This is a genomic window from Latilactobacillus parafuchuensis (assembly GCF_055271665.1).
Genome location: NZ_CM143875.1, coordinates 488,020 through 508,191, shown reverse-complemented (window position 1 = coordinate 508,191; position 20,172 = coordinate 488,020). Strand labels below are relative to the sequence as shown.

The window sequence follows — 20,172 nt, the reverse complement described above, 5'->3', positions numbered from 1 at the left end:
ATTTAGTCGAGAGGGGGGTTAACGATGAACAAAAAAACACTTACGAAAAAACAAGTATTAGGAATTGTCGCCGTTGTTTTAGGCGCGGCATTAGGTATTACGATTTTCCCGATTTTATGGGTAATCGTTAGACTGAGTCATGTCGTCTATTTAAATAACGGGGTGACCAATGCAATATTAGGGGCCATTATTTTTTATTTATTATTCTTAGCATTGGCGCAACCTATTTTAGGCGCTATTCGGCGGGTAGAAAAGGCGGTCATCAAACAATCACCAAGTTTTATCCTATTTGGGAGTTTGTTTTCCTTGGTTGGTTTATTATTGGCCAATGTGATTTCGATTCCGTTATACCGGATGCCAATTTTTGCATTGAATACCGTGGTCCCAATTCTATTGATGATTGCGCTCGGTTATTTTGGGTTTCGAATCGGAACCACGCGTTTAGATGAATGGCGCCGGTTAATGCAACCCAAAAAACGCAATACGGATATTTTAGAACGCAAAGTTGATGATAATTTTCGGAAATATAAGATTCTCGATACGAGTGTGATTATCGACGGCCGGATTAAAGAAATTGCTAAAACCGGTTTTATTGAAGGGACATTAATGGTTCCGAACTTCGTCTTACACGAATTACAATTGATTTCAGATTCTGCCGATAACCTGAAACGAGCACGTGGTCGGCGGGGCTTAGATATTTTAAATGAAATCCAAAAAGATCAAACGTTATCTGTTGAAATGTACGATGGCGATTTCGAAGATTTGACCGAAGTCGATAGTAAATTGGTGAAACTGGCCAAGTTATTAGATGGGATTGTTGTGACTAACGATTACAATTTAAATAAAGTTTGCGAATTTCAAAACGTGCCGGTGTTGAACATTAATCAATTGGCCAACACGTTGAAACCGGCTGTCTTACCGGGTGAAGCGATGAAGGTGACGGTCGTTAAGACTGGGACCGAACGGCAACAAGGGGTGGCCTACTTAGACGATGGCACGATGATTGTCGTTGAAGATGGTCAACACTATGTCAATAAACCGTTAGACGTGATCGTGACGAGTGCGTTACAAACGGCAGCTGGTCGGATGATTTTTGCTAAACCAGCACATCAACAAAAAGGGATTAAAGAAAAATAGTTCAGCAGATAGCTTTACAGATTCATGAATAATCGGTATTATTGAGTCAATCTATTGTACGTAAAATTAATGACGAGAAGAAGTAAATTTAGCCGAATTCAAAGAGAGCTTCTGGGTGCTGTGAAGAAGTAATGAGGCGAATTGAAATGCATCTCAGAAATGCCAAGATGAAGACAGTAGTTTTGGTCGGGACACCGTTATCTGGTTGAGGCATTTTTGCAAAGAAAAGTGGAACCACGCTCAAGCGGCGTCTTTTGTTAATTAACAAAGGGCGCTTTTTATTTGGATTAAGGGAAAGGAAGATTGCTATGTTAACTGTTTACAATACATTGACGCGCCAAAAAGAAGCTTTTAAACCGATTGAAGCGAATCAGGTCAGTATGTACGTTTGTGGACCAACGGTGTATAACTATATCCACATTGGTAATGCGCGCAGTGCGATTGCGTTTGATACGATTCGCCGCTATCTCGAATACCGTGGCTACCAAGTCAATTACGTGTCGAATTTTACCGACGTTGACGATAAGATGATTAAAGCGGCTGATCGTGATGGCGTGACAGTTCCAGAATTAGCTGAACGTTACATTAATGCGTTCAAGGCCGATACCAAGGCGCTTAATATTGAACCGGCGACGACTAATCCGCGGGCGACTGAAAATATTCCCGAGATTATTGTTTTTATTGAAGGGTTAATTGCTAAAGGTTATGCTTACGCAGTTGATGGGGATGTTTATTACCGGGCGCGCAAGTTTGCTCACTATGGTCAATTGGCGGGTCAAGATTTAGATCAACTCGAACAAGGCGCTAGTGAACACACGGCGACTGAAGAAACGTTACGCAAAGAAGATCCGATTGATTTTGCGTTGTGGAAAGCTGAAACGGGCACGGCCATTGCGTGGGATTCACCATGGGGCAAAGGTCGGCCGGGTTGGCATATCGAATGTTCCGTGATGTCGACGAAGTATCTCGGTCAAACTATCGATATTCACGGCGGTGGTCAGGATCTGGAATTCCCACATCATGAAAATGAAATTGCGCAAAGTGAAGCCCAAACTGGTCAGAAGTTTGTCAATTATTGGTTGCACAATGGGTTTGTAACGGTTGGTGATGATGATCAGAAGATGAGTAAATCACTCGGTAATTTCGTAACGGTCCATGATTTAATTCAAGAAGTGGATCCACAAGCACTCCGTTTCTTGATGAGTAGTACTCAATATCGCCGGCCAATTCGTTACAGTCAAACGTTATTAGCGGAAGCTCAGATTAATCTCGATCGGTTAAAGACGACGCTCAATAATCTTGATTTTCGTCAAAAAACGGCGCAACCTGGTTCGAATGAAACAATCGTACAACAAGCGGCCGGGTTGGAAGACGCCTTTGTGACGGCGATGGATGATGATTTTAACGTCCAAAACGGGTTGACCGTGTTGTATGATTTAGCGAAATTGAGTAATCAATATTTAGAAGACGAAGTGGTTCAAACGGCCACGTTGACCGATTTAACACAACGCTTAGAACGGTTATTATTGATTTTTGGTGTGGCGTTTAAGGCCGACCAATTATTGGACGCCGAGGTCGAACAATTGATTGCCGAACGACAAGCAGCGCGGGCGGCTAAGGATTTTGCCAAGAGTGATGCGATTCGGGATCAATTAAAGGCGCAAGGGATTATGTTAGAAGATACGCCACAAGGAATGAGATGGAGACGCGCATGAAAGATGCTTTACAATTAAACGGGATTGCGTTGGCTTACATGGGTGATTCAGCCTATGAAGTCTACGTCCGTGCCCATTTATTAGAACAAGGGTTAACCAAACCAACCCGTTTGCAACAAGTCGCGACGCATTACGTGTCAGCCAAGGCGCAAGCCGCACTGATTGGTTTAATGATGGACGATCATTTCTTAACGGAAGATGAAGTCAATATTTTTAAACGCGGGCGTAATGCTAAGAGTTATACGAAGGCAAAAAACACCAGTGTCACCACGTACCGGACCTCAACCGGCTTTGAAGCCGTTTTTGGTTATCTCTATTTAACAGGACAACAAGCACGCGTCGCAGAATTAGCACAATGGTGCATTCAACAAGTCGACGACGGGAGGACGCATGAAAACTAATAAACCGTACCCTAAAAAACGCGACAATGACTTTAATAGTCAACGCAGTCAGAAGAATAATGGTGGGAAGCCTAAACGCCGGCCTATGCCGGAAAAACGGGCACTAAAACCAGTTGAAGCTGAAAATATAGAAGAACAAACGGATTTCGTCATTGGCAAACACGCTTCAATCGAAACGTTAAAAGCACCGGATGCGGCCACTAAGGTCAACAAGATTTTCCTACAAGACGGCTTGAAAGCTGATTTTGTGCACGATGTTTTGAAACTCGCCAAAGAAAAACGGTTAGTCATTCAAAATGTGCCGAAGAACAAATTGGACTTATTGAGCGACCGCCAAAATCATCAAGGGATAATTCTTGCAATCGCACCGTTTGAATACGCCACAATCGATGATATTTTTGCCAAAGCAGCGGCGAAAGACGAACCGCCTTTTATCTTAATCCTAGATAATTTAGAAGATCCGCATAACTTAGGTTCAATTATGCGAACAGCCGATGCAGTGGGCGTGCACGGGATTATTATTCCGAAACACCGAGCAGTTGGCTTAACGTCAACGGTCGCTAAGACCTCAACGGGCGCGATTGAACACGTACCAGTGGCACGGGTCACGAACTTAACGCAAGAAATTAAGAAATTAAAAGAACGTGGTTTGTGGATTTTCGGAACAGACATGGCTGGTGCCGATTACCGTCAATGGGATGCGACCGGTCCAATCGGATTAATCATTGGTAATGAAGGTAAAGGTTTATCACCGATTATCAAAAAAGAAGTCGATCAAACGTTGACGATTCCGATGGTGGGTCACGTTCAAAGTTTAAACGCGAGTGTGGCTGCGGGTGTTTTGATGTATCAAGCCTATAACAGCCGCCAACCCTTGGCCCCTAAAGTATGAAACGCCAAATTCTAATTGCGGATGGCTATAACATCATCGGCAATTGGCCGGAACTCAATAAACTGAAACAGAGTGATCGGTTTGCCGATGCGCGTGATAGCTTGTTGCATACGCTAGCGGAATACCGCAAATATCGCGAGATTGAGATTATTTTAGTGTTTGATGCAATGTATGTGCCTGGCATTAAACAAAGTTATGAACAATATAATTTGGAAGTCGTCTTTACGCAAGAAGAACAGACGGCGGATAGTTATATTGAAATTTTGGCGGCAAAATTGATGTCGCCAATTACCCAAGTGACCGTGGTGTCGAGTGATCAAGCCGAACAGTGGACTATCTTTTCACGTGGGGCGCTCCGCGTGTCATCGCCCGATTTCAAACGTGAGATTGAACGGGCTAAGACTGAGATTAATCATGATGCCAAACATTATCATGATCGTGAGATGCAGATTAATCGACCATGGTCGGACCAACAATTATCGGCATTAGCGAAGATGCGCGATCAGTTAAGTGCCAAAAAGCTTGATTAAACAGGCGTTCGCTTACTAAAGTAGCGGGTGCTTGTTAGAATGAAGATGTGGTTGTTGCGCAAAGGGGTGTTTCCAATGACGAAACCAACAGAGCGCGATGCAGAATTGATTACGGCGGTTATAAATCGAGATTCAGATGCTTTAGAAATTTTATTTAAAACTTATTTACCGATGGTCTACCATACGTATGCACCATATTACATCCGGCTTTTCGAACATGAAGACTGGCTTCAAGAAGCTCGACTGGTATGCTTTGAGACGTGTCAATGTTACGATTGCCACTGCGGTAAAAGCTTTGGTGGTTTTTATAAATTGCGATTTCAACACCATATTGATAATTTACTACGTAAAGAACTGGCCCAAAAACGCCGGATTGATCATCAAGCTTTATTGTGTGCTCAGTGCCCAGAAAAACGGGCGGTTGGCGAAAATTCAGTCGCATATTATCAGTCTCAAGCTATGTTGATGGCCTACCTTGAACGGTTATCACCGTTTGAACTGATGAGTTTCCGGGTACTGAGCGGGACACTGGATATCGATCAGGCCTGTCAACAATTCGATTGTACTTTAGTCCAATTGGAGCGGGGCCAATCGCGCTGTCGGACGAAATTAAAACAGTATTATCAAAATGATCCAGATTGACAGTCATCAAAATGAATGATAAAGTAAACGGGATAAACATCAAAAAGAGAGGGGCTTTTAGTCATGGGTGTTAAGAAAGTCGCCTTAGGCTGTACGGTTTGTGGTTCACGTAATTATTACGTTGCTGAAAATAAGAACCGGACAGAACGTCTAGAGTTAAATAAATTTTGTAAACATTGTGGACAATATACGCAACATAAAGAAACTCGCTAGCAGGAGGATTCAGCATGATTAAGTTCATTAAAAGCGTTGTAGCAGAAATGAAAATCGTCGCTTGGCCAGACGCCAAACAGACACGTAAAGATTCATCAACCGTCATCATGACGTCAGTTTTATACGCTATTTTCTTTGGCGTGATTGACTTGGTTATTTTGGAACTATTACAATTATTTATTTTTTAAAACTAGCTAATTTAAGCTGGATTTGCTATACTGATGGCAAGCAAAAAAACTTCGCGTGGTCGAAGTTTTTTTATTTTGGTATTTAAAAGGAGAACAAACATGGTTGAATCAATCGAAAAAAGCTGGTATGTCCTACATACCTATTCAGGTTACGAAAATAAAGTGAAACAAAATCTAGAATCACGTGCGCAATCAATGGGCATGGAAAATAACGTCTTTCGTGTTGTGGTTCCTGAAGAAGAAGAACATGAAATCAAGAACGGTAAAGACAAAGTTGATATGAAGAAGACTTTCCCCGGTTACGTGTTAGTCGAAATGGTCATGTCAGATGAAGCTTGGTTCGTTGTGCGGAATACACCTGGTGTCACTGGGTTCGTTGGTTCACACGGTGCCGGTAGTAAACCAGCCCCATTATTAGACGAAGAAATTACCCAAATTTTACGTCAATTAGGGATGAGCACGCGTCATTTGGATGTTGAATTCAAAGTTGATGATTCCGTTAAAATTATCGAAGGTGCTTTCTCCGGTTTAGTCGGTAAAATCACTGAAGTTGATGATGAAAAGATGAAATTAAAGGTCAATATCGATATGTTCGGTCGCGAAACAGCCACTGAACTCGATTACGATCAAGTTGACGAATTAGTCTAAAACATAGATGTGCCCATCTTTTGATAATAGGATGGTTGCTTTTCTATAACGCGTGACGTCACGCATCAATTTTCGCCAAATTAAAAAAATAGCCTATCCTCAATTCGGGATAGGTTATTTTTCAGACCTGGTCCGCAATTGATAACCGTGTGATGGCACAGCTACTATTTTTTGAATCGAGAGTGTGCTCATATGTGGCAATCTATCATCGGTATTTTAATTTCATTAGGGAGTCTAGTGGGGCTAGGCGTCTTAATCACGGGGTGGGATTACCACCGAGTCGGCCATGTGCAACATTGGTGGCAGCCTAAATTAGCGCAATACACGACAATCCCGACGCTATTTATTCATGGTTATCGGGGCAATCGTTATTCGTTCGGTCATTTATTAGGCCGGCTTCAAAAAGTGGGGCTGGCCAAAAAGACATTGGTCGTCAAAGTGTCGAAACGTGGGGAATTAACCTTTAGCGGTCTGTCACGCTTAAGTGCGGTCAACCCGACGATTCAGGTCTTGTTTGCTAATAATCACGCTGACGTCCAAGTTCAAGTCGGTTGGTTACAACAGATTGTGGCCACCTTACAAGCGGATTACGATGTTGAAGCCGTTAATTTAGTCGGTCATTCGATGGGCGCGATTACGGTTTTGCGTTATCTGTTAGTCCCTCAAGTCATCCCCGTCCAGCAGGTCATTTTGATGGCAGCCCCGGTCAACGATCCGTCGATTGGGCCCGATACGGAACGTATTTTTTGGAGTGAGTTAACCCAACGAGGACCCATTCGTAAAACGAAGAACTATCAGTATTTAGCGCAACGGGTGACCCAGTTTCCAACTGATTTAGCGATTTTGAATATCGCGGGTGAATTATTAGGGACTAATCGGCATGACGGTTCCGTCGCGGTCGATAGTAGTTTTGCGCTCCGCAGCCTACTGAAAGATCGGGTGGCAGCCTACCAAGAAATGTTAGTCCGAGGGCCGGGGGGTGCGCACAGTATGTTGCACGAGAATCGATTAGTCGATCAAGCCATTTGCGATTTTTTATGGACCCGTCATCACGAATAAAGCTTGCTTTTTGAGTGATGGCTTGGTATAGTGTTCTAGTATGTTTTCATACATTAGTGGGAGGCCAAATATAAGGGCCATCTTAACCACATCACGGACTTAAGGAGGTATGTTTCGTGGCTAAAAAAATAACAAACATCGTTAAACTTCAAATTCCTGCAGGTAAAGCAACTCCAGCACCACCAGTAGGTCCAGCATTGGGTCAAGCCGGTATCAATATTATGGGCTTTACAAAGGACTTTAATGCTCGGACAGCTGATCAAGTTGGGTTATTAATCCCAGTTGTTATCTCTGTATACGAGGATCGTTCATTTGACTTTGTAACGAAAACTCCACCAGCTGCAGTTTTATTGAAAAAAGCTGCAGGTGTTGAAAAAGGTTCTGGCGAACCAAACACTAAGAAGGTTGCTACGGTAACTAAAGCTCAAGTGCAAGAAATCGCTGAAACTAAAATGCAAGACCTAAACGCTGCAGATGTTCCAGCTGCTATGCGCATGGTTGAAGGTACTGCTAGAAGTATGGGCTTCACTGTTGAAGGCTAATTAAAAAACCATACTTTGACACTTTCAGTCGGATTTTCAATGAAAGTTGAAAAATCAAGTGGGAGGTCAAAAACCGTTCACCACAATTGCAAGGAGGAAAACCCTAATGGCTAAAAAAGGTAAAAATTATTTAGAAGCTGTAAAATTAGTTGACGCTACTAAGACATATACTGTTGAAGAAGCAGTTGATTTAGTAAAGAAAGCTGATTTTGCAAAATTTGATGCATCTATCGAAGTTGCATATCGTTTAAACGTTGATCCTAAACAAGCTGATCAACAAATTCGTGGTGCTGTCGTACTACCAAATGGTACAGGTAAGACACAACGCGTGATTGTTTTCGCTCAAGGCGAACAAGCAAAACAAGCTGAAGCTGCTGGTGCTGAAATCGTTGGCGCAGAAGATTTAGTTGAAAAAATCCAAGGCGGCTGGTTAGATTTTGATGTTGCAGTTGCAACACCACCTATGATGGCTCAAGTTGGTCGTTTAGGCCGTGTCCTAGGACCTAAAGGCTTAATGCCTAACCCTAAGACTGGTACAGTTACAATGGACGTTACGAAAGCTGTTAACGACATTAAAGCTGGACAAGTGGCATACCGTGTTGATAAAGCCGGTATCGTTCACGCACCAATCGGTAAAGTATCATTTGATGCTGCTAAATTAGTAGAAAACTTTAAAACAATGCAAGACGTGATTGTTAAAGCACGTCCTGCATCAGCTAAAGGTCAATATATTACAAGCTTATCAGTAAGCTCAACATTTGGCCCTGGTGTTAAAGTTGATATTGCTAGTTTCTAATTAGCAATCAATTAAAAAAGCATCCACTTAGGTGGGTGCTTTTTTTGTGTGGAGATTTAAAAACGAAACGAGTTGGATTACAGTTTAGCTTTAACGTGTTTAGCAATCGCTAATTCTTCATTAGTCGGCAACATCAGGACTTGAATCGCTGAATCATCGGTACTGATGACGCGTGGACCGTGGCCGTTCAGATTGCGGTCCTCGTCAAGCTGAACGCCTAAAACGGCTAACTTGGCACAGATATCAGCGCGCGTGACGGCGTCGTTTTCGCCGATACCGGCTGTGAAGGTGATGACGTCGGTGCCACCCATCTCAACGTAATAACTACCGATGAATTTAGCGGCTGACGTGATGAACATCTCATAAGCGAGCTTAGCGCGCGGATTGGTGGTGACGGCGGCTTGGATATCGCGCATATCGGCGGAGATACCAGAGACGCCTAGAATCCCAGATTGCGTATTGAGTCGATTGATAATTTCTTCAGCGCTTTGATGGCGTTCGGTCATCAAGAAGGGCACAATCGCCGCGTCTAATGAACCAGCGCGCGTGCCCATTGGTAAGCCTTCAAGTGGGGTAAAACCCATCGAAGTGTCCACTGGATGCCCATTTTGACTAGCAGTAATGGAAGAGCCACCACCTAAATGCAACGTAATCAATTTCAAATCTGCGACCTCTTTTTGGAGGAAACGCGCTGTTTCGTGGAGAATGTATTCATGACTAATACCGTGTTCACCGTATTTACGGATTTGGTATTTTTGACTGTCTTCATAAGGTAAACCGTAATAACTCGTTGCTGCGGGCATGTCGAGATAGAATTGGCTATCAAAGACCGCAATTTGCGGAGTTTGATCCGGTAAGACGTGCATTAAGGTTTCGATGCAGTCGACTTGAACTGGGTTGTGGAGTGGGGCGTATTTACCCAACGCCTTTAGCGTGGACAAGTTTTCTGGGGTGATTAGCGTTGGCGCCTCGAAGGTCGTCGCGCCCGCGACTACGCGGTGACCAACAGCGATGATATCGCTAGGACTTTGGATAATAGCGTTGGCTTGGAGTGTTGCTAACAAGCGGTTGACCCCGTCCTCATAAGAAAGATTAGCGATTTTCGTTTGTTCTTTTTGACCTTGATACTTGAATGTAAAACGCGCTTCGGGTGTCTGCATCCGTTCCATGACGCCACTGGCAATCATGGTTAAGTTAGTGTGCTGGAAAAGTTGCCACTTTAAAGATGAGCTACCAGCGTTAATGACTAAGATATTTTTCAAATTGAAACACCTCTTGATTTATTTTCATGATTCTACTTAATATTATACTGTCTTTTCAGAAAAATAAAATAAGCAGAATGTGATATTAGTATAATGATAAAATATCGGGGATTTAATCATTGATAGTGGTTGACGTTGGCGATAATCAATGGTATATTTGTATTTGGTTATTTATGCTACCGAAGACTCAGGTGCCGCAAGGCTTAATATCCTGCCGAGGAAGATACGTTGAAATCCCTCTCTATGTCTTGGTGGACATGGAGTTTTTTATTTATTTAAGAAACTCTTGACCACAAGCTTTAAAAATCTAATGGAGGTGAATCAATTGAGCGAAACAATCATCGCACAAAAAGCCCAAGTTGTTGACGCAGTTCTTGAAAAATTCAATAGTGCTGTTTCTATCGTTGTCATGGATTACCGTGGTTTAACAGTAGAACAAGTGACTGAATTACGTAAACAATTGCGTGAAGCTGGCGTACAAATGGAAGTTGTTAAAAACACTTACTTGCGTCGTGCAGCTGACAAAGCTGGTTATGAAGGTTTAGATGAAACATTCTCTGGCCCTACTGCAGTTGCATTTTCTAACGAAGATGTTGTTGCACCAGCTAAGATTATTGCTGAATTTGCTAAAGGTGCAGAAGCACTTGAAATCAAAGGCGGCATGATCGAAGGTAAAGTAGCTACTCTTGATGAAATCGACGCCTTGTCTAAATTGCCAAGTCGCGACGGTTTATTATCAATGTTACTTTCTGTATTACAAGCACCAGTCCGCAATGTCGCATATGCTGTTAAAGCTGTTGCTGACAGTAAAGACGAACCAGCTGCATAATTTTGCAGTCTTGTAACACCAAAAATTACCCAAAAAATGGAGGAAACAAAAATGGCATTAGACGTAAATGCAATTGTTGATCAATTAAAAGAATCATCAATCTTAGAATTAAGTGACTTAGTTAAAGCAATCGAAGAAGAATTCGGTGTTTCTGCAGCAGCTCCAGTAGCAGCAGCAGCAGCTGGTGCAGACGCAGCAGCTGAAAAAGACAGCTTTACTGTTGAATTATCAGAAATCGGCCAAGAAAAGGTTAAAGTTATCAAAGCCGTTCGTGAAATCACAGGCTTAGGCTTGAAAGATGCTAAGGGCTTAGTTGATAACGCTCCTTCAGCTCTTAAAGAAGATGTTTCTAAAGACGATGCTGAAGAAATGAAAGCTAAGTTAGAAGCAGTTGGCGCTGTAGTTAACTTAAAGTAATTTAAGTTAATCAAAAAGAATCGGGCATTCGCTCGGTTCTTTTTTTTGTGCGTTGAAAATCAATATAATAATGTTTTATTTAGTGAACGTAACTCTTTTCGGGAATAGGAAGCATGATAAAATATTGAACATAAAAATACACTTTTATAAGTCAGTTACATATAAATGGCCAACTAAGGTTTGTACTAAGCGCTTCATAGTGGACGTTAATTTAGATAATGGCGTAATTACGTTAAAAAATATATAAAGTTTAAAGTAATGTTGACATTACTTTTTTACAGCATATGATGAAGATATAGAGATACATTTCACAAGAAAGATATTATGAAAAATAAAATTCTTAGGATTAGTATTTAGTGGCATTTTTGCACTGGGTTTAGGTAACGTTTCACCGGTTGTTGCGGCAACTACAAATCAATATTCGAAAGAAGAAAATATACCGATTTTGGTTTTAAAGATACAAAAAAGCTTTACAGAGTTGTCTATATCGGTAATGCAACTTATATGGGTTATTACCGATAATTATTAATTAAAAATGAAATGTATTTCTAAATTAGTTGTTTCCTTTAGTCTATTAATCTTATGGATTAGGGGGATCTTTTTTTAGAGGGATATAAATGATAAAATTCGAACTACGAAAATTATTTCGTCAACAACGGTTAACGAATTGTTTGTTGCTGTTACTTTTATTAATGATCAGCTCACTAGAAATTTCAATTTATGCACGTAATCAACATTTGACGAAAGGTATCAATGATTTTAGAGACTATCTAACTATTTATCAAGCCACTACACCTGCTGATACTAAAGAAAGTCAAATACAGCTACAGCTTCGTAGAGATGCGTATAATGCTCTTAAGGTGGATGATGGTCATCAAGCTCAGGTACTCGCTAATAAGACGATGAACTTACGGAGTCCTTGGCTTAACTACTCTGGGGATTTCTTGATGACCAATCTCCATGCTGGTGAAGTAGAAGCCACTAGAAAAGAGCTTCAATATATCAAGAAATACCAGCTTTCAGGGATAATGCCGTTAACAATTTTAACCAATCCTAAAACAGAAACAACTAATAGTCTTTCCAACGATGGTTTAAGTAATTTTTCTGATTTAACTAAACGTTATTATACAAAGGGGTTCGAACAAATTTGGTTTTGGGCTAAAACTGCTGGGATATTTATTTTATTAACCATTATAAATATCTTTTTTGGTGATATATTCAGTATGGAATGGGACCATAAAACCAATTATATTTCCTGGTTAAATTTAAACGGTGTTAAAACATCTAAAATTATTGTTAGCAAGTTTTTGATTCATTTTTTGAGCTCGGTTGTTTTATTATCAGTGGCAACGATGCTATTTCTTATTTATGCAAAGTTTCGTTCTGGATTAGGCAGCTTGCAGTATCCGGTTCAGAATTGGCAAATAGGCTCGAATATCAAGACGCATTATTTCTGGCTGACAGCAAATGATGATGCTAATTATTTTGCGCCATTTCAAATTATGTTTAAACCATTATCAGATTATTTATTAAAGTTCACCTTTTTTAGTATTGCGCTAGTATTACTAAATAGTGCTTTAACGATTCTTGTTAATTATGTCGTCAGAAATAAAATTGCTTCAGTAATTATTATGGCGTTATTACCATTAAGCTATTTTGTTTTTTCGGCTGATATTAAAACACAAGTGCGATTTTTAAATTTTGATTGGCTGACGACGGGTTATTTAAATTATCTTAATCGTACGACGACACCATTATTTAATGAAGTCATCTTGATATTGGTTCTAGGGGCAGTTGTTTTATTAACAATCCCACTACTCTGGAATTTACGAACGGAAAGGAAACGTTATGGTCGATAATGAGCTAAAGATAGCAGATTTAACTTTTTCATTTCATAAGAAAATAATTTACCAAGAAACCAACTTAAATTTAGTTGCTGATGGTGTCTATGGACTAGTTGGACCCAACGGTGCTGGCAAAACAACACTTTTTAATTTGATTACAGGTTTACTGAAACCGAAGCAAGGCATAATAACATTCAATGATGCTGTATTAACACCAGATGTGGTTTTTAAACAGATTTCCTATATTCAAGATAATTCAGTTCTTTATCCATATTTAACTGGGCGTGACCATTTAAATTTCGTTAGTAGCCAACACCAAGTATTGGCTGACAAAGTAGTACACACTTGTCAATTATTGGAGTTGACTTCGTTCATTGACCGCCCCATCAAAAACCTTTCTCTAGGGCAACAACAACGATTGTTAATTGCATTAGGACTTTTGCCGAATGCTCAAGTGATTTTGATGGATGAGCCTTTAAATGGACTTGATCCCGACAGTGTAATTGTTATTCGTGAACTGCTTAAATCATTGAATAAGCGGCATAAGTTAGTTGTGGTATCGTCTCATAATCTTGATGAGCTATCTAAAGTGACGGAAAAAATTATCTTCAAAACAGATACCGGTCTTTTCTTAGAGGAACATTTGGTGAGTGCTGAAAAACGGTATGCTGAACTTTATCGACGAGGTGAGTTATGGCATGACTGAAATGATACGATTAAATCTGATTCGGATGCATCGACGGCATTTTTTATTAGTTGTACTGGGAATTGCCTTAGGGCTCGTCGGATTAATGTTAACAATAACGACCCAACAAATTAATCAAGCCAATGAAAAAATAATCTTGAAATTAGACAAACAAAGTGAATTTTTAGCGCAAGAACTACAAAATGTACCAGCCAAACCGGTGAAGATTAACGAAGAACAAGCAGATTATTGGTCATTAGTGAAGCTAAAGGAGCAACTGCTAGTGGATCTGGTTCAAGCCAAGAAGGCTAAGCAAACTAAAAATGAAATTAATTTTCGCCATTATCATCGTAAAATCTTGATTGAAGCGCAGGGTATGAATAAAATTAGTTCGAATGAAGCTGACAAATACTTGCAACTTAATAAGCAATCAATTAAACAGATGTTAAAACGGGATAATTTTTTGGAAAAAAGTGGTCAAACAATCATGATCGACAATTATTCTTTATCAACAGCAGGCTTTTTAACACTCTTATTGACGGTGTTTGTTAATCCGATTGTGATGGCCTTATTAATATTGGTATTAAATTGGACCTGGCGTGAAGATTTTGATTCAGGAACAGGACGACTATTATTGTTGGGGACCGGCAATCGCCATTATATTTTATATGCCAATCTTTTAGTTAATATGGTACTGTTCGGTATTTTATTGTTAATCACTGGGATACTAGGCGCGATTGTGTGCCAATTATACAACTCGCCGGAACAAATTACTTGGCAGTATTCATTAGCTAAAAACTTATCACTTACTCGACAAGCGGGACAGTTGATTTTAGCGGCTATTCCTATTGCCATTTTGGTGACATTAATCAATAATTTAATAACCATTTTTGTTAAACAACTTAACTTGCGAATTGCGTTAAACATGATTGGCGTGTTGGCGATGACTCTAATACCGCAGCTTCATGTGACTTATAATCCGTTATGGCAAGTTTGTAAACAGCTGTATTTGCCAGAGGTCATACCGGTTAAGGCCTTTTTAGGTGCCAATTTTGGCATTTTTATTATGCTCGTTGCCCTAAGACTAGTTTTAAATAATTATTCGATTAAGAGACAACGTTGAAAATTCCAAAGTACCGTGAAGTTTAAAGGAACGGTAAGTGGTTGTAAAAGAATATCGATATATAATGAAGTGGCGATTATATATGCGCCAATATAATAATGCCACTCAAAAGTGGTTAGGCGTTTGGGTTCCAGCTAAATAAATTTAAACTCTTCCGACGAATGTATTGAAAAGGACTTGCGTGATTGCAAGCCTTTTTTAATTACCTCTAGTATATTTCAGTTATAAAATAGATGCGTTGAAAATCGATTGCAATCAACTTAATTGCGAATTTAACTAACAGAATTGTCATTTAGCTGAGATTTTGAGTTTAATCGCTTATAATGAAACTAATCATTACTAAAAGGAGTTCGAGATGAAAAATTGGGGTCAACGATTTTATCAAAAAATTCAAAAACATTTGACGTTGTTAAAAGCGATTTTTATTTTATCGGTGTTAGTATTCGTTATCTTAGAAGTCGGTCGCATTTTTAGAGATTTAAACGGCCAACAAATCCGGCAAAGTTTAACGACGCAAAGTCCGTTAACCTTAATCGCGATGTTAGTTTTGGGGTTCATCGCGGTCTTACCGATGCTCAATTACGATTTTGTGATTAGTGAGTTGTTACCAGAAGATTATTCGTTTTGGTACCAAGTGAAATCGGGGTGGATCGTCAATTCATTTACGAATATCGCCGGCTTTGGGGGCTTTTTAGGGGCGAGTCTCCGGGCCAATTTCTATGGTAAAAAGGCGACTCAAAAAGAAATTTTGATGGCCATTTCGAAAATTGCGCTCTTTTTATTAGCGGGCTTGTCAATCTGGTGTTTAATTAGTTTTATTTTAATCTTTGGATTTGGCATCGGTCGGGTATACGCGACTTACTGGTTATGGTTAGTCGGTGGGGCGCTGTATTTCCCGATCCTGTTAATGAGTACTCGGTTGAAGAACGCGAGCTTTTTCAGCGATCTATCGATTCAACGGGTGTTACGCTTAACGTTGGGTTCATTTTTCGAATGGGGTTTTGCGGGTAGTTTCTTCTTAATCATCGGCTGGTTCTTAGAAGTGCCGATTAATTTCTTGCAAGTCTTACCATTATTCATGATTGCTAATATTATCGGCGTGATTTCGATGGTCCCCGGTGGTTTAGGGACGTTTGATTTATTCATGATCTTTGGGTTAAGTGCCATTGGGGTCGGTAATGCGACCGCCGTTGTTTGGTTGTCCTTCTACCGAATTTTCTATTACATTATGCCGTTCTTAGTCGGTGTTGGCTTGTTTACCCACGATGCGGGGAGTCGGTTGAATCAATATTTACAAGGCCTCCCCCGGCAGATGTTACAAAAAATGGCACACCGTTTCATCGTTTTCTTTTTATATTTCTCCGGTATTATTCTATTGGTGGTCGCAACGGTGCCTAATTTTGCAGTCACGAATTCGGTGATTGGTCGGCTTTATCCGTACACCTTCTTTTTCTTAGATCGGGTGACCAACATTATCGTGGCGTTTGTGATGTTAGGTTTAGCCCGTGGGGTCGCCAACCGGGTCAAGAAAGTTTATTGGCCGTTGATGATGCTATTAACGATTGCGATTATCAATACACTTTGGCGTGATTTTTCAATCAAACTCGCCGTTTTCTTAGTGCTCGTATTAGTGGCGAGTGTTTTATTGAAACACGAATTGTATCGTGAACGGCTTGAATTTTCGTGGAGCGATCGCTTGATTGATGGCAGTTTGTTTGCCGGGGCCTTTATCCTCTACGCATTGGTCGGGATTACCAATTCACCACATTTACACCGGCATAAACCGATTCCGACGGCGTTATTATTTCCGTCTGAGCGCATCTGGTTACTCGGGTTTATCGGAATGTTAGTCGCTGCGGTGACTTTATTCTTAGTTTTCCGTTATTTGAGTCGTGGCGGGCAGTCTACGTTAGCAACACCGTATGATGAAGCCCGGATTCAGGCGGTGATTAAACAGTTTGGCGGCAATGAAGTTAGTCATCTGGCTTATCTACAAGATAAAGCTGTTTATTTCTATCAAGAAGATGGCGAAGATCAAGTTTTCTTGTTATACCGTAAGAAAGCGGATCGGTTGATCATCATGGGTGAACCAATTGGTAATCCGGATAAAATTTTATTGGCGATTGAACAATTGATGCGTGAAGCGGATTTAATCGATTGTCATTTAGCTTTTTATGAAATTTCGGCTGAATTAACGATACAGTTACATGAAATTGGATTTGACTTTATCAAGTTTGGTGAAGAAGGGTACGTCCGGTTGGCAGATTTTACGTTAACGGGTAAAAAACGACGGGCCGAACGTGCGTTAATGAATAAATTTGAACGTGAAGGCTATCAATTCAAGGTTTTAGAACCACCGTTCGATACTGATTTATTGGCGGAATTAAAAGCTGTTTCGGACGATTGGCTAGACGGACGCGCTGAGAAGGGCTTTTCATTAGGGTTCTTCGATGCCGATTATTTACAAAAAGCACCCATTGCCGTCGTCTACGATACTGACGGCCAAATCGTGGCGTTTGCCAACGAAATGCCAACTGGCACGCAAACCATAACGAGTATTGATTTAATGCGCCACCGCAAATCGGCCCCATCTGGTATAATGGATGAGATATTTATTAATCTTTTCCAAGAGAAACAAGCGGCGGGTTACGAATACTTTAATTTAGGCATGGCCCCTTTGGCGAACGTCGGGACTTCAGAATTCAGTTTTATTGAAGAACGGTTGGCCCATTTAATCTACGAATATGGTTATCATTTTTACGGCTTCCAAGGGTTGCGGACCTATAAACAGAAGTACACGACTAAGTGGTTACCGAAATACATTGCGTATCAAAAACGCAGTTCGTTGATTTTCACCATGTTACAAATATTATTGGTCGTTAATCAAAAAGTGACTGATCAACCGCAACAACATGGTTTGGTGGGCCATTTAATCCGCTCTGTGCAGATTGGTAATTTATCAGATATCAAAAATAAATGAGGCAAAAACAATGACTGAATATTACTACTCTAAGAATCCTGAAGTAGCCCATTTTGAAAAAAACTGGGATTTTGAATTACGGGGCTTTAATTTTAAATTTACAACGGATAATGGCGTCTTTTCAAAGAATACCGTGGATTACGGGTCACGGGTCTTATTAGACGCGGTTGACTTAGTGGAAGTGCCAGATGGTCCGGTTCTAGATATGGGCTGTGGTTACGGTCCAATCGGGATGACGATTGCCAAACTAGCACCACAACGTCGGGTTGATATGGTCGACGTCAATGAACGCGCACTAGGTTTAGCGCAAACCAACTGTCAATTAAATCAAATCGAGAATGTACGGATTTTTGAATCGGCCGAATATCAAAATGTGCCGGATCAATACGCTGCAATTTACACCAATCCACCGATTCGCGCGGGTAAAGAAGTCGTTCAGAATATCTTAACCGGGGCCTTTGACCATCTTTTGCCAGAAGGTGAATTGAACGTGGTTATTCAAAAAAAGCAGGGCGCGCCATCCGCTAAAAAGACGATGCAAACTGTTTTTGGTAACGTCCAAATCATTCATAAGGATAAAGGCTATTACATTTTACAAAGCATAAAATTAACGGAAGCTTAAAGCTATTTCCAAGGTAAATCTGAGCTGAATATGCTATCATAAAGGTATCAGCAAGGAGGTCGATATGATGAAAACCAGATATAAGATATTAATTGGTGTTGGCGCAACAGCAGCGATTGGTGCCACAACTGCTTTTGTGGGTTCCAAAGCATTATTTGAAAAAATTGAACGTTATCGGAAACGTTTAGCGGTCAAAAGCTTTGTCAAAGAGAAGTTACATGGCAACCAAAAAGCATTAGCGTTAGTGGATCAATTGTCGGATACTGATGTCAATAATTTGTTAGGCGCGGCCGATAAGTTAAACGACTTAAAAAACAAATTAGGCGAACAAACCGATAATATTCCAGAAATGGTCAATGATCTACGACAAACCCTGACAGCGTACGCAACAAAAGTAAAAGAACATTTATAAAGCGAAGTGCTGACTCAGCCGATTAACTTCTGAGTATAGCCTAAAATAAGGAATTGTGACGGTCTTGGTCGCAGTTCTTTATTTGTAGCTAGACGGAAGAAGTTGGCTGAGTTAGCGCGTTAAAGAAGTTGCTGATTCGAGTGTTTAATCTTCGAGCATAACCTAGAAATGACAATTATGGTTGTTCTTAACCATGATTGTCATTTCGTCGTTAGGCGGAGAAGATTGCTCGAGAAGCACGTAAAAAAGAAGCGCCGTGAGTTGCGCTTAGCAACTGAGCATTAACAGAAATCGACCAGTTATCTTGGGCTTAAGATAATTGGTCGATTCGTAGTTAACCGGAAAAGGCTACTTGAGAAGCACGTAAAAGAAGTTGCTAACTCATAAGCCCCCAATTAACCATTATCTTTTTTAGATAATGGTTAATTTTTGTTTTAATCTTGCAAGCTGAATTGCAGGTTAAAACCGGTTATGGTTAAATAGAACGTAGACTAATTGAGAGGGTGTGATGCAGAATGGCGTATACTGAAACCGAAATTGATCAGTTTATGCAAGCGGCGATTGATGAAGCCAACCAAGCACGAATCATTGGTGAAGTGCCAATTGGGGCCATCATTGTTCACAATGGCGAAATTATCGGTCGCGGGCATAATATTCGCGAACACGCCCAAGATGCAACGTTGCATGCCGAAATTCTCGCCATCCAAGAAGCGTGTATGGTCGCCAAGAGTTGGCGCTTAGAAGAAACTGCAATTTTTGTCACGTTGGAACCCTGTCCGATGTGTGCGGGGGCGATTATTAATAGCCGAATTCCCAATGTTTATTTTGGCGCAAGCGATCCGAAGGCCGGTGTGACTGGGACGTTAATGAATCTACTGACCGATAAGCGGTTTAACCACCAGGCACAGGTCACTGGTGGGGTTCGCGAAGCTGAATGTGCGGCGCTCTTGCAGATTTTCTTTAAAGCGATTCGGGCCAAAAGACGGTTAAAAAAGAAAAACGCTAGTAATTCAAAGTAAAATCAGTTATAATAGTAATTGCCGAAAGGCCTTGAGACAATGATGAGCCTACGAATCGTGTCAGGTTCGGAAGAAAGCAGCACTAAGTTTGTTTTATCATGTGTCTTAAGTTTTTGTAAAATTAACCAGGATTAGGTCTAACGACTTAATCCTTTTTTAGTGCATTGGGTCTTAAAAAACCGCTAAAATATGCTAAAATAGAACAAGTAGTTTTTA

At 40.6% G+C, this 20,172-nt stretch carries 22 protein-coding genes, 1 other RNA gene and 2 other annotated features; of the genes, 22 read left to right on the top strand and 1 reads right to left on the bottom strand.

Going from position 1 to position 20,172, the window contains the following annotated elements:
• Positions 1–24 precede the first annotated feature (24 nt).
• From ACVPPQ_RS02845 to rplA, 12 genes are all read left to right on the top strand, one after another.
• Positions 25–1,137, top strand: coding sequence for a PIN domain-containing protein (locus tag ACVPPQ_RS02845; protein ID WP_463495571.1), 1,113 nt, complete (start codon positions 25–27; stop codon positions 1,135–1,137).
• Between the two features lie 60 nt (positions 1,138–1,197).
• Positions 1,198–1,395 (top strand) — a binding site (T-box leader).
• Between the two features lie 50 nt (positions 1,396–1,445).
• Positions 1,446–2,852, top strand: coding sequence for a cysteine--tRNA ligase (cysS, locus tag ACVPPQ_RS02840; RefSeq protein ID WP_463495569.1), 1,407 nt, complete (start codon positions 1,446–1,448; stop codon positions 2,850–2,852).
• Positions 2,849–3,253, top strand: coding sequence for a Mini-ribonuclease 3 (locus ACVPPQ_RS02835; protein ID WP_025082708.1), 405 nt, complete (start codon positions 2,849–2,851; stop codon positions 3,251–3,253). Before cysS ends, ACVPPQ_RS02835 begins: the two co-directional genes overlap by 4 nt.
• Before the next feature lie 85 nt (positions 3,254–3,338).
• Positions 3,339–4,145: a 23S rRNA (guanosine(2251)-2'-O)-methyltransferase RlmB gene (gene rlmB, locus ACVPPQ_RS02830; RefSeq protein WP_463496323.1), complete on the top strand. Its 807-nt coding sequence runs from the start codon at positions 3,339–3,341 to the stop codon at positions 4,143–4,145.
• Positions 4,142–4,675: an NYN domain-containing protein gene (locus ACVPPQ_RS02825; RefSeq protein WP_463495567.1), complete on the top strand. Its 534-nt coding sequence runs from the start codon at positions 4,142–4,144 to the stop codon at positions 4,673–4,675. The genes rlmB and ACVPPQ_RS02825 overlap by 4 nt, the downstream gene beginning before the upstream one ends.
• 75 nt (positions 4,676–4,750) lie before the next feature.
• Entirely contained in the window at positions 4,751–5,317 is a 567-nt protein-coding gene (locus tag ACVPPQ_RS02820) for a sigma-70 family RNA polymerase sigma factor (protein ID WP_463495566.1), read from the top strand.
• Positions 5,318–5,380: 63 nt separating this feature from the next.
• Positions 5,381–5,530 carry a 50S ribosomal protein L33 gene (gene rpmG / locus ACVPPQ_RS02815; protein WP_025082712.1) on the top strand — a complete coding sequence of 50 codons (150 nt, stop codon included), beginning with the start codon at positions 5,381–5,383 and terminating at the stop codon, positions 5,528–5,530.
• Between the two features lie 17 nt (positions 5,531–5,547).
• Positions 5,548–5,718 (top strand): preprotein translocase subunit SecE, encoded by a 171-nt coding sequence (gene secE / locus ACVPPQ_RS02810; protein WP_199190592.1) that lies wholly within the window; start codon positions 5,548–5,550, stop codon positions 5,716–5,718.
• Positions 5,719–5,817: 99 nt separating this feature from the next.
• Positions 5,818–6,366, top strand: a complete 549-nt coding sequence (gene nusG, locus ACVPPQ_RS02805; protein WP_463495564.1) for a transcription termination/antitermination protein NusG — start codon at positions 5,818–5,820, stop codon at positions 6,364–6,366.
• Between the two features lie 192 nt (positions 6,367–6,558).
• On the top strand, positions 6,559–7,425 hold the full coding sequence (locus tag ACVPPQ_RS02800) for an alpha/beta fold hydrolase (protein WP_413476232.1): 867 nt from the start codon (positions 6,559–6,561) through the stop codon (positions 7,423–7,425).
• A 116-nt stretch (positions 7,426–7,541) separates the two neighbouring features.
• Positions 7,542–7,967, top strand: a complete 426-nt coding sequence (gene rplK / locus ACVPPQ_RS02795; RefSeq protein WP_254680682.1) for a 50S ribosomal protein L11 — start codon at positions 7,542–7,544, stop codon at positions 7,965–7,967.
• Between the two features lie 106 nt (positions 7,968–8,073).
• Positions 8,074–8,763, top strand: coding sequence for a 50S ribosomal protein L1 (gene rplA, locus ACVPPQ_RS02790; RefSeq protein ID WP_025082717.1), 690 nt, complete (start codon positions 8,074–8,076; stop codon positions 8,761–8,763).
• Between the two features lie 77 nt (positions 8,764–8,840).
• Here the strand turns inward: rplA and ACVPPQ_RS02785 are convergent, their stop codons facing one another.
• On the bottom strand, positions 8,841–10,025 hold the full coding sequence (locus ACVPPQ_RS02785; protein ID WP_463495563.1) for an acetate/propionate family kinase: 1,185 nt from the start codon (positions 10,023–10,025) through the stop codon (positions 8,841–8,843).
• A gap of 161 nt (positions 10,026–10,186) precedes the next feature.
• Positions 10,187–10,304, top strand: a sequence feature (ribosomal protein L10 leader region).
• Positions 10,305–10,350: 46 nt separating this feature from the next.
• Between ACVPPQ_RS02785 and rplJ the strand changes: the two genes are divergently transcribed.
• From rplJ to ffs, 10 genes are all read left to right on the top strand, one after another.
• Complete coding sequence (gene rplJ / locus ACVPPQ_RS02780; protein ID WP_025082719.1) at positions 10,351–10,854, top strand: 50S ribosomal protein L10; 504 nt, start codon at positions 10,351–10,353, stop codon at positions 10,852–10,854.
• 51 nt (positions 10,855–10,905) lie between these two features.
• Complete coding sequence (gene rplL / locus ACVPPQ_RS02775; RefSeq protein WP_025082720.1) at positions 10,906–11,271, top strand: 50S ribosomal protein L7/L12; 366 nt, start codon at positions 10,906–10,908, stop codon at positions 11,269–11,271.
• Between the two features lie 617 nt (positions 11,272–11,888).
• Entirely contained in the window at positions 11,889–13,130 is a 1,242-nt protein-coding gene (locus ACVPPQ_RS02770) for a hypothetical protein (RefSeq protein ID WP_463495561.1), read from the top strand.
• Entirely contained in the window at positions 13,120–13,821 is a 702-nt protein-coding gene (locus ACVPPQ_RS02765) for an ABC transporter ATP-binding protein (RefSeq protein ID WP_463495560.1), read from the top strand. Before ACVPPQ_RS02770 ends, ACVPPQ_RS02765 begins: the two co-directional genes overlap by 11 nt.
• On the top strand, positions 13,814–14,923 hold the full coding sequence (locus ACVPPQ_RS02760; RefSeq protein ID WP_463495558.1) for a hypothetical protein: 1,110 nt from the start codon (positions 13,814–13,816) through the stop codon (positions 14,921–14,923). Before ACVPPQ_RS02765 ends, ACVPPQ_RS02760 begins: the two co-directional genes overlap by 8 nt.
• Positions 14,924–15,278: 355 nt before the next feature.
• Positions 15,279–17,903: a bifunctional lysylphosphatidylglycerol flippase/synthetase MprF gene (mprF, locus tag ACVPPQ_RS02755; RefSeq protein WP_463495557.1), complete on the top strand. Its 2,625-nt coding sequence runs from the start codon at positions 15,279–15,281 to the stop codon at positions 17,901–17,903.
• Positions 17,904–17,913: 10 nt separating this feature from the next.
• Positions 17,914–18,525 (top strand): class I SAM-dependent methyltransferase, encoded by a 612-nt coding sequence (locus ACVPPQ_RS02750; RefSeq protein WP_463495555.1) that lies wholly within the window; start codon positions 17,914–17,916, stop codon positions 18,523–18,525.
• A gap of 67 nt (positions 18,526–18,592) precedes the next feature.
• Positions 18,593–18,937: a hypothetical protein gene (locus tag ACVPPQ_RS02745; RefSeq protein WP_463495553.1), complete on the top strand. Its 345-nt coding sequence runs from the start codon at positions 18,593–18,595 to the stop codon at positions 18,935–18,937.
• Between the two features lie 515 nt (positions 18,938–19,452).
• A complete protein-coding gene (gene tadA / locus ACVPPQ_RS02740) occupies positions 19,453–19,956 on the top strand; it encodes a tRNA adenosine(34) deaminase TadA (RefSeq protein ID WP_463495551.1) in 504 nt (167 codons plus the stop codon).
• Positions 19,957–19,984: 28 nt separating this feature from the next.
• An RNA gene (ffs, locus tag ACVPPQ_RS02735) (signal recognition particle sRNA small type) lies at positions 19,985–20,071 on the top strand.
• Positions 20,072–20,172: the final 101 nt, after the last annotated feature.